This is a genomic window from Vulcanococcus sp. CPBay_Sum15L08_68, from assembly GCF_017855895.1.
In the GTDB taxonomy this organism is placed as follows: Bacteria; Cyanobacteriota; Cyanobacteriia; order PCC-6307; family Cyanobiaceae; genus Vulcanococcus.
In genome coordinates this window covers 1-9,008 of sequence record NZ_JAFMFX010000069.1, presented here as the reverse complement: position 1 = coordinate 9,008, position 9,008 = coordinate 1, and the positions used below count along the sequence as shown (strand labels likewise).

General features: G+C 62.4%; 9 protein-coding genes. 7 read left to right on the top strand and 2 right to left on the bottom strand.

The features are described from left to right. Positions 1-19: 19 nt before the first annotated feature. The gene (gene rpe / locus QZ189_RS09710; protein WP_010316929.1) at positions 20-688 is read right to left on the bottom strand and encodes a ribulose-phosphate 3-epimerase; all 669 of its coding nucleotides are present in this window, start codon (positions 686-688) and stop codon (positions 20-22) included. A gap of 239 nt (positions 689-927) precedes the next feature. Between rpe and glpX the strand changes: the two genes are divergently transcribed. The 7 genes from glpX to QZ189_RS09675 all read left to right on the top strand — a co-directional run bounded on the left by glpX (position 928) and on the right by QZ189_RS09675 (position 8,022). Next, positions 928-1,932, top strand: a complete 1,005-nt coding sequence (gene glpX, locus QZ189_RS09705; RefSeq protein ID WP_010316931.1) for a class II fructose-bisphosphatase — start codon at positions 928-930, stop codon at positions 1,930-1,932. An 86-nt stretch (positions 1,933-2,018) separates the two neighbouring features. Beyond that, the gene (locus tag QZ189_RS09700; protein WP_296421639.1) at positions 2,019-3,323 is read left to right on the top strand and encodes a glutamyl-tRNA reductase; all 1,305 of its coding nucleotides are present in this window, start codon (positions 2,019-2,021) and stop codon (positions 3,321-3,323) included. Between the two features lie 136 nt (positions 3,324-3,459). Next, positions 3,460-4,755, top strand: a complete 1,296-nt coding sequence (locus tag QZ189_RS09695; RefSeq protein ID WP_296421638.1) for a glucose-1-phosphate adenylyltransferase — start codon at positions 3,460-3,462, stop codon at positions 4,753-4,755. A gap of 151 nt (positions 4,756-4,906) precedes the next feature. Further along, on the top strand, positions 4,907-6,322 hold the full coding sequence (gene gndA / locus QZ189_RS09690) for an NADP-dependent phosphogluconate dehydrogenase (protein ID WP_010316936.1): 1,416 nt from the start codon (positions 4,907-4,909) through the stop codon (positions 6,320-6,322). Between the two features lie 13 nt (positions 6,323-6,335). Then, positions 6,336-7,061: a 6-phosphogluconolactonase gene (pgl, locus tag QZ189_RS09685; protein ID WP_296421637.1), complete on the top strand. Its 726-nt coding sequence runs from the start codon at positions 6,336-6,338 to the stop codon at positions 7,059-7,061. A gap of 23 nt (positions 7,062-7,084) precedes the next feature. Then, positions 7,085-7,636 carry a CIA30 family protein gene (locus QZ189_RS09680; protein ID WP_247478343.1) on the top strand — a complete coding sequence of 184 codons (552 nt, stop codon included), beginning with the start codon at positions 7,085-7,087 and terminating at the stop codon, positions 7,634-7,636. Between the two features lie 2 nt (positions 7,637-7,638). After that, the gene (locus QZ189_RS09675) at positions 7,639-8,022 is read left to right on the top strand and encodes a hypothetical protein (protein WP_010316940.1); all 384 of its coding nucleotides are present in this window, start codon (positions 7,639-7,641) and stop codon (positions 8,020-8,022) included. Here QZ189_RS09675 and QZ189_RS09670 read toward each other — a convergent pair. Continuing rightward, positions 8,019-9,008: dihydroxy-acid dehydratase (locus QZ189_RS09670; protein WP_296421636.1), on the bottom strand; the 990-nt coding region annotated here is incomplete at its 5' end. The two genes, QZ189_RS09675 and QZ189_RS09670, sit on opposite strands and share 4 nt — an antisense overlap.

Genomic DNA, 9,008 nt, shown 5'->3' with positions numbered 1-9,008 from the left:
GTGCCATGGATTGGCTGATTCAGGGGCGCTTGCTGTTGCGGATGCCGGTCATGGCATCGGCGTAGCTGGGCTGGTTGAACACGCCTGAGCCACTGACGATGGCGTTGGCACCGGCTTCGATCACCTTCCAGGCGTTCTCGGCCTTGATGCCGCCGTCCACTTCGATCCAGGGATCCAGGCCCTTTTCGTCGCACATCCGGCGCAGGTCACGGATCTTCTGCACCTGGCTCTCGATGAAGCTTTGACCGCCGAAACCAGGGTTGACGCTCATGATCAGCACCAGATCACAGAGCTCAAGGCAGTACTCGAGGGTGTCGATCGGGGTGCCGGGGTTGAGCACCGCACCGGCCATTTTGCCGAGATCTTTGATCTGGGCGAGGTTGCGATGCAGATGGGTGCAGGCCTCGACTTGCACGGAAATGATGTCTGCACCGGCCTTTGCGAAGTCGGGGACGTACTTCTCCGGCTCGACGATCATCAGGTGAACGTCCAGGGGCTTCTTGGTCACCGGGCGCAGGGCCTCGACGATCATGGGGCCGATGGTGATGTTGGGGACAAAGCGTCCATCCATCACATCCACGTGAATCCAGTCGGCACCGGCTTCATCCACCGCGCGCACGTCCTCCCCAAGCCGGGAAAAATCCGCGGACAGAATCGAGGGGGAGATCACCAGGGACTTGGTGCTCATGGGGCGCAACCGCGGCTGAACAGGGGCTGATTGTAGGAATCGCCATCACCCCTCTTTTTCAAAGGCTGCATCGGCTCGGCGCGCCGTGAAGCACTGATACAGTGAGCGGCGCTAAAAGCCCGAGAGGCCCTGCTGGCGCTGGACTTCCACTCATTGACTGGTTCTCACGGCCGTCACTGCAGTGCTCCAGAGCCCCAGAGCCCTCTCTGCGCTTCAACCCTTCCCATCGCCGGACCGCCGTGGATCGCACCCTGATTCAAGAAATTCTCGAGGTTGTTGAGCAGGCAGGCATCGCTTCCGCCAAGCTCACCGGCATGGGCCTGAAGAACGAGGCCGACGCAGCCGCCGTGGAGGCGATGCGTGAGCGCATGTACAAGATCCAGATGCAGGGCCGCATCGTGATCGGCGAGGGCGAGCGCGACGAAGCTCCCATGCTGTACATCGGCGAGGAAGTCGGCAGCGGCACCGGTCCCGGCGTGGACTTCGCTGTGGATCCCTGCGAAGGCACCAACCTCTGCGCGAACAGCCAGCGCGGCTCGATGGCCGTTCTGGCTGCCTCTGACCGTGGTGGTCTGTTCAATGCCCCCGACTTCTACATGAAGAAGTTGGCTGCACCCCCGGCCGCCAAGGGCAAGGTTGACATCAATAAGTCCGCCACCGAGAACATCAAGATCCTGAGCGAGTGCCTGGGACTGCCCGCTGAAGAGCTGGTCATCGTGGTCATGGACCGCGCCCGTCACAAGGACCTGATCAAGGAAATCCGCGCCACCGGCGCTCGCGTGCAGCCCATCTCCGATGGCGACGTGCAGGCCGCCATCGCCTGCGGCTTCGCTGGCACCGGCACCCATTGCCTGATGGGCATCGGCGCTGCTCCTGAGGGCGTGATCTCCGCTGCCGCCCTGCGCGCCCTGGGTGGTCACTTCCAAGGTCAACTGGTGTATGACCCCGCCGTCGCTCAGACCTCCGAGTGGGAAGGCCTGACCAAGGAAGGCAACCTGGCCCGCCTGGCCGAGATGGGTATCACCGATCCTGACCGCGTCTACGAAGCCAACGAACTGGCCTGCGGTGAGAACGTCGTCTTCGCTGCCACCGGCATCACCGATGGTCTGCTCTTCGACGGCGTGAAGTTCGAGAAGGACTGCACCCGCACCAGCTCCCTGGTGATCAGCACCCTGGACAACACCGCCCGTTTCACCACCACGGTCCACATCAAGGACGGAGCCCAGAGCATCGCTCTGCGCTGATCGCCTGATCAGCTCGAGCCGGGTCTCCTCTGGGAGGCCCGGCTTTCTTTTAGCCGTCCCTGTTGCGCACCCCCGGATCCACCTTCATGCACATCGCCGTCGTCGGACTCAGTCACCGAACGGCCCCGGTTGAGATCCGGGAACGTCTCAGCATTGCTGAGCAGAGCATGGAGGACTCCCTCCAGCGCCTGCGGGCGGACGAACAGGTTCTTGAGGCCTCGATTCTCAGCACCTGCAATCGGCTCGAGATCTACACCCTGCTTCGCAACCCTGAGCAGGGGGTTTCAGCCGTCGGCAGTTTTCTCAGTCAGCATTCCGGCCTTGAGCTCTCTGAGCTCATGCCCCATCTCTTTGCCTACCACCACGAGGAGGCCATCGGGCACCTGATGCGTGTCGCGGCTGGCTTGGATTCTTTGGTCTTGGGGGAAGGCCAGATCCTGTCCCAGGTCAAAAAGATGTACCGCCTGGGCCAAGAGCATCGCTCGATCGGCCCAATCCTGAACCGCCTGCTCAACCAAGCCGTCAGCACCGGTAAGCGGGTGCGTTCGGAGACCAACCTGGGGACCGGTGCCGTTTCGATCAGTTCTGCAGCCGTTGAGCTGGCCCAACTGAAGGTTGGACAGGCCCGCGGGATTGACGATCTCGTTCCCCTCGATCAGGAACAAATTGCGGTGGTCGGCGCCGGTCGGATGGCCCGACTGCTTCTCCAGCACCTTCAGGCCAAGGGAGCCAGGGGTGTTGTCCTGCTCAACCGAACCGTCTCCCGTGCCGAGGAGATGGCGGCGGACTTCCCCGCTCTGCCGGTTCAATGCCGACCCCTCAGCGATCTCAATCACTGCCTGAGCACCTGTTCCCTGGTGTTCACCAGCACGGGTGCCGATGACCCGATCATTACGGCAGAGCGTTTGGAGCAATTGAACCGACGCTCCTCCTTGATGTTGGTGGATATCGGCGTGCCACGGAACATCTCAGCGGATGTTTCCGAGCTCAGCGGCATCGCTGCCTATGACGTGGACGACCTCCAAGAGGTGGTTGCCCGCAATCAGGAGGCGCGCCGTGAAATTGCCGCTGAAGCGGAGGGCATGCTTCATCAGGAGGGGCAACAGTTCATCGAGTGGTGGGATGGTCTAGAGGCGGTCCCCGTGGCCAACAGGCTGCGCACCCAACTCGAGGAGATCCGCGAGCAGGAGCTCCAGAAGGCTCTGAGTCGGATGGGTCCTGACCTCTCCGCCCGCGAGCGCAAGGTTGTTGAGGCCCTGAGCAAGGGGATCATCAACAAAATCCTCCATGGTCCCGTCACGAAACTGAGGGCTCCCCAGCCCCGTCAGCAGCGGCACCAGGCGATGAAGGTCATCCAGGAGCTGTTCGAATTGGAGGACCTCCAGGGCTAAGTACCCCACCGGGTTTTTAAGGGATCACGGCTGTTCTGGGAAAAGCCGTACGAATTGCCGCCAATGTGCCCCAAAAGCCGTGGAGCGGCCTCAGTAATCGCTTAACGTCGCCGTGCTTTTGGCGTAGAGGGAAGCGATGAAGCGCGTTCTGGCGATCATTCTGGGCGGCGGTGCAGGGACCCGCCTATACCCTCTGACCAAGATGCGGGCCAAGCCCGCCGTGCCCCTGGCTGGCAAATATCGACTGATTGATATCCCCATCAGTAACTGCATCAACTCCGACATCAACAAGATGTACGTGTTGACGCAGTTCAACAGCGCTTCCCTCAACCGTCACCTCACCCAGAGCTACAACCTCTCCTCTGGCTTTGGTCAGGGCTTTGTCGAGGTGCTGGCGGCCCAGCAGACCCCAGAGAGCCCCAGCTGGTTCGAGGGAACAGCGGATGCCGTGCGCAAGTACCAGTGGCTCTTCCAGGAATGGGATGTGGACCACTACCTGATCCTCTCCGGTGACCAGCTCTACCGGATGGACTACAGCGAGTTCGTCAACCACCACATCGCCACCGGCGCCGACATCAGCATCGGTGCCCTGCCGGTGGATGCCCCGCAGGCCGAAGCCTTCGGCTTGATGCACACCGACGAGAAAGGAAAGATTCGCGAGTTCCGCGAGAAGCCCAAGGGTGATGCCCTGAAGGAGATGTGGGTCGACACCTCCCGTCTGGGGCTCTCCCCAGAGGAAGCCGAGAAGCGCCCCTATCTCGCATCGATGGGGATCTACGTCTTCAGCCGCGAGACCCTGTTCGATTTGCTAGCGAAGAACCCGAGCGCGACGGACTTTGGCAAGGAGCTGATCCCTGCCTCCCTGGAGCGCGGTGACCACATCCAGAGCTATCTCTTCGATGACTATTGGGAAGACATCGGAACGATTGGCGCCTTCTACGAGGCCAACCTGGCCCTGACCGACCAGCCGAACCCGGCCTTCTCGTTCTACGAGGAGTCCTTCCCGATCTACACCCGTCCCCGTTACCTGCCCCCCAGCAAATTGCTGGACTCCCAGGTGACCCAATCGATCATTGGTGAGGGTTCGATCCTCAAGGCCTGCAGCATCCACCATTGCGTTCTGGGTGTTCGCAGCCGCGTCGAAGAAGATGCCGTCCTCCAGGACACCCTGGTGATGGGCAATGACTTCTTCGAGTCCCCTGCCGAGCGCAATGCCCTGCGTCAACGTGGCGGCACTCCGGTTGGTGTCGGTCGCGGGACCACGGTCAAGCGAGCGATCCTCGACAAGAACGCCCGTATCGGCGACAACGTCACCATCGTCAACAAGGACAACGTCGAAGAAGCAGATCGCCCTGAGCTCGGCTTCTACATCCGCAACGGCATTGTCGTGGTGGTCAAGAACGCCAGCATCCCCGACCACAGCGTCATCTAGTCGCTCTCGATTCGTTGCTCTACCCCTCTCTGGCTTTGCAGAGAGGGGTTTTTTGTTGGCAACTCAACCTGTTTCAGTGTTCGCCAACAACGGTTCACGCCGCTGAAAGAGCTCGCCACACTGGTGACATTGGATCCGTCTTCAAAGCTCCATGGATAAGGCCCATTTCGGCTTGATCGGTCTCGGTGTGATGGGCGAGAACCTGGTGCTCAACGCTGAGCGCAATGGTTTCTCCAGCGTGGTCTACAACCGCACCTATGCCAAAACCGAGGAGTTCCTCTCTGGGATGGGCGCCGGCAAGAACATTGTTGGCTCCACGAGCCTGGAGGACTTTGTCAGCAAGCTTCAGCATCCGCGCCGGATCCTGATGATGGTCAAGGCCGGTCCTGCGGTGGATGCGGTGATCAAAGACATTTCGCCCTACCTCGAAGCAGGCGATCTGCTGATCGATGGTGGCAACTCGGAGTACCACGACACCGAACGTCGTGTGGCTGAGCTCGAGAGCAAGAGTTTTGGCTTTATCGGGATGGGGGTCTCAGGCGGTGCCAAAGGAGCCCTCGAAGGGCCGAGCATGATGCCCGGCGGCACCAAGGCCTCCTACGACGCGATTGAGAGCCTGGTCTGCAAGATGGCGGCCCAGGTGGAAGACGGACCCTGCGTCACCTACATCGGTCCCGGGGGCTCCGGCCACTTCGTCAAGACCGTCCACAACGGCATTGAGTACGGCATCGAGCAGATCCTTGCCGAGGCCTATGACCTGCTCAAGCGGGTTGGTGGTCTCAACGGCACGCAGATGGCCGACATCTTTGGCCATTGGAACAGCACCGAGGAGTTGGCCTCCTATCTCGTTGAGATCACCGAGATCTGTCTGCGCACGAAGGACCCCGCTGATGGCAGCGATCTGGTGGAGAAGATCGTCGATCAGGCGGGGCAAAAGGGCACTGGTCTTTGGACCGTGGTGAGTGCGCTGCAGATGGGTGCACCGGTACCGACCATCTACGCCGCCCTCAACGGCCGCGTGATGAGCTCGATCAAGCCCCAGCGCCAGAACGCCGAGGCGATCCTCCATGGTCCGGCGGTCCAATCCTTTGAACTCTGCGGCAACGACGGCACCGGTCCGCTGATGGATGCCGTCGTCCTGGCCTGCATGGCGAGCTATGCCCAAGGCATGGAGCTGCTGCGCATCGCCTCGGCTGAGCATGACTACAACCTGAACATGCCGTCCATCGCCCAGATCTGGAAAGGGGGCTGCATCATTCGCGCGCGTCTGCTCAAGCGCATTCAGGACGCCTTCAATGCCAATCCCCAGCTGGTCAATCTGTTGATCGACCCTTGGTTCGCCGAGCAGGTGAATCGGCGCCTCCCTGGTCTGGCGAAGGTTGTTGCCGGTGCTGCCGAGGCCGGGATCCCGGTCCCTTGCCTGAGCAGCACCCTCGACTACATCAACAGCTACCGCACCGCCCGCCTGCCGCAGAACCTGGTGCAGGCCATGCGCGATTGCTTCGGCTCCCACACCTACCAACGGGTCGACCAAGAGGGGACTTTCCACACCGAGTGGCTCGATTGAGAGGCAACCGGCCATGACCCACTACCGCATTGAACGGGCAAGCGACGGCCAGGCCCTGGCCCGCCTCGCTGCCCAGACCATTGCTTCCCATCTGGATCTAGCCCTCGACCAACGGGATCGGGCCCAGTTGGCTCTCTCTGGCGGGAGCACCCCAGCGGTGGCCTATGGCCTGCTCGGCCAGGAACATCTCCCTTGGGAAAGGGTCGATGTGTTCCTCGGCGATGAACGTTGGGTCGATGCAGAGGATGCCTCGAGTAACGCCCGCATGCTTCGGCAGACCCTGCTGAAGGACGGTCCCGGCAGCAAGGCCGCCTTCCATCCCGTGCCGACGGTGAGCCTGCCGACCCCAGAGGAGAGTGCCGCGTCATTCGCTTCGGCCATCCAGAGGGTCTGTCCTGGCGAGCCCCCGATTTTTGATCTGATGGTTCTCGGCTTGGGTGAGGACGGCCATACGGCCTCCCTGTTCCCCGGCACCGAGGCGCCGACGATCACCGATCGGTGGACCACGGTCGGTCGCGGTAAGGGACTTGAGCGCATCACCTTGACCGCACCTGTTTTGAGTGCGGCCCGCCAGGTGATCTTTCTGGTGAGTGGATCAGGGAAGGTGCAGGCCCTCAGCCGCCTGCTGGATCCGAGTGAATCACCCGATAGGACCCCCGCCAAGTTGGTCACTCCCCGCAATGAGGTTCTTGTCCTGGCGGATGAGGCCGCGCTCGCGGGTGTGACTGCGGCAGGCTGACGCCGTTGCTTTGGATCGCATCCATGCTTGCGCCACTGGTCCTGGCACAGGGAGCTGACTTCCCTGGATGGCACACCCTCAACGACACGATCATGGGGGGACGCAGCCAGGGTCAGTGTCACTCCACCGCGTCTGGCTTGCTGATGGAGGCCGTCGTTGAACCCGAGGGGGGCGGCTTTGTGAGCTGCCGCTCAGCGGTGCTGGATCCACCGCTGGATCTCTCCTCCTACGGAGCCCTCGAGCTCGAACTCGATGGCGATGGTCGCCGCTACAAGCTGGCCCTGGCCAGCCGTGATGGGGTGGCCGGCCTCACGGAACTGATCCCAGGTGGATTGCGTTGGGTGGCGGAGTTCTCCACCCGGCCCAACGGCACCTCCGTGGTGACGATTCCCTTTAGTCGTCTCACCCCCAGCGTTCGGGCTACCCCCGTTGGCCTGCCCCTTCGTTTTGATCCCGCACGGGTGACCAGAATTCAGATCTTGCATTCCAAATTTGGAGACATGGGCGGCCGTAATCCCGGCTTCCGGCCCGGTGCCCTGCGCTTGCTGCTCCGCTCGATCCGAGCCGTGGCCTGACTGTGGACCTCGAACCCCTCCTGAGCGAATTGGCCAAGGCCGCCGATGTCTGCCTGAAGCCCTATCGCCACGCCCTGCGTTTCAGTGGCGAACCGCCCTCCACCGTCGGGGACTGCAGTGATTGCTGTCTCTTGATCGAAGCGCGCGACACCGATGGGGTTCGCCACCCTGATCGCGATCTCGAGCTGGAGATCTACCGCAGCGGCGACGAACTAAACCTGATGCTCAGCATGGTGGCCGATGAGCAGGCACCCATGCTTTGGCATGGCAGCCATCCCGTCTGGATGCAAGCGAACTCAGGGGAGCGCTGCGAACGCCCCAGCGCCGGCGCCCCCCTTGAAGCCCTCTGCAGGCGTATTCGCGCCTTGATTGCTGGCGAGGCCTAGAGGTCAGGCTGGTCGGTCACAGCACCTTTGCTGCTGGAGCTCACCAGCCGGGCGTACTTACCCAAAACACCGGTGCGGTACCTCGGCTCAGGCTTGCTCCAGGCGGCCCGGCGGGCGGCCAGTTCGGCGTCATCAACATTGAGTTGGATCAGCAGTTGGCTGGCATCGACGGTGATGCTGTCGCCCTCCTGGACCAGACCGATGGTTCCGCCCACGGCCGCCTCGGGCGCCACATGGCCGACCACCAGTCCAAACGAGCCCCCGGAGAAGCGTCCATCGGTGATCAGGGCCACGGAATCCAGTAAGCCCTGGCCCACGATCGCGGCGGTGGGGCTGAGCATCTCGCGCATGCCGGGTCCACCCACGGGACCCTCCTGTCGCACCACCACCACGTCGCCTGGGTTGATCTGCTTATCGAGGATGGCGGCCAGGCAGGTTTCCTCGCTTTCAAATACGCGGGCGGGGCCGGTGATCACCGGATTCTTCACCCCGCTGATCTTGGCCACGGCACCCTCTTCGGCCAGGTTGCCCTTGAGGATTGCCAGGTGGCCCTTGGCGTAGAGCGGATTGCTCAGCGGCCGGATCACGTCTTGGCCGGCTGGGGGCACCGCGGGAACATCGGCGAGCACCTGCTTGAGGGTTTTGCCCTCGATCGTTTTGCAATCGCCGTGGAGCAGACCGGCATCCAGCAGCAGCTTCATCACCTGGGGGATGCCACCGGCCTGGTGGAGATCCACGGTGACGTAGCGGCCGCTGGGCTTGAGGTCGCAGATCACGGGCACCCGTTGGCGGATGGTCTCGAAGTCATCGATCGAGAGATCAACGCCAGCGGTGCGGGCCACGGCCAGGAGGTGGAGCACGGAGTTGGTGGAGCCGCCGACGGCCATGATCACGCTGATGGCGTTTTCAAAGGCCTCGCGGGTCATCAGATCGCGGGGAAGGATGTTGGCCTTGATCGCCTCAGCCAGCACCTCCGCGCTGCGGGC

Coding starts and splice junctions, on each gene's coding strand:
- pgl (WP_296421637.1), top strand. CDS start 6,336: ATGACCCACTACCGCATTGAACGGGCAAGCGACGGCCAGGCCCTGGCC.
- QZ189_RS09695 (WP_296421638.1), top strand. CDS start 3,460: ATGAAGCGCGTTCTGGCGATCATTCTGGGCGGCGGTGCAGGGACCCGC.
- rpe (WP_010316929.1), bottom strand. CDS start 688: ATGAGCACCAAGTCCCTGGTGATCTCCCCCTCGATTCTGTCCGCGGAT.
- gndA (WP_010316936.1), top strand. CDS start 4,907: ATGGATAAGGCCCATTTCGGCTTGATCGGTCTCGGTGTGATGGGCGAG.
- QZ189_RS09700 (WP_296421639.1), top strand. CDS start 2,019: ATGCACATCGCCGTCGTCGGACTCAGTCACCGAACGGCCCCGGTTGAG.
- QZ189_RS09680 (WP_247478343.1), top strand. CDS start 7,085: ATGCTTGCGCCACTGGTCCTGGCACAGGGAGCTGACTTCCCTGGATGG.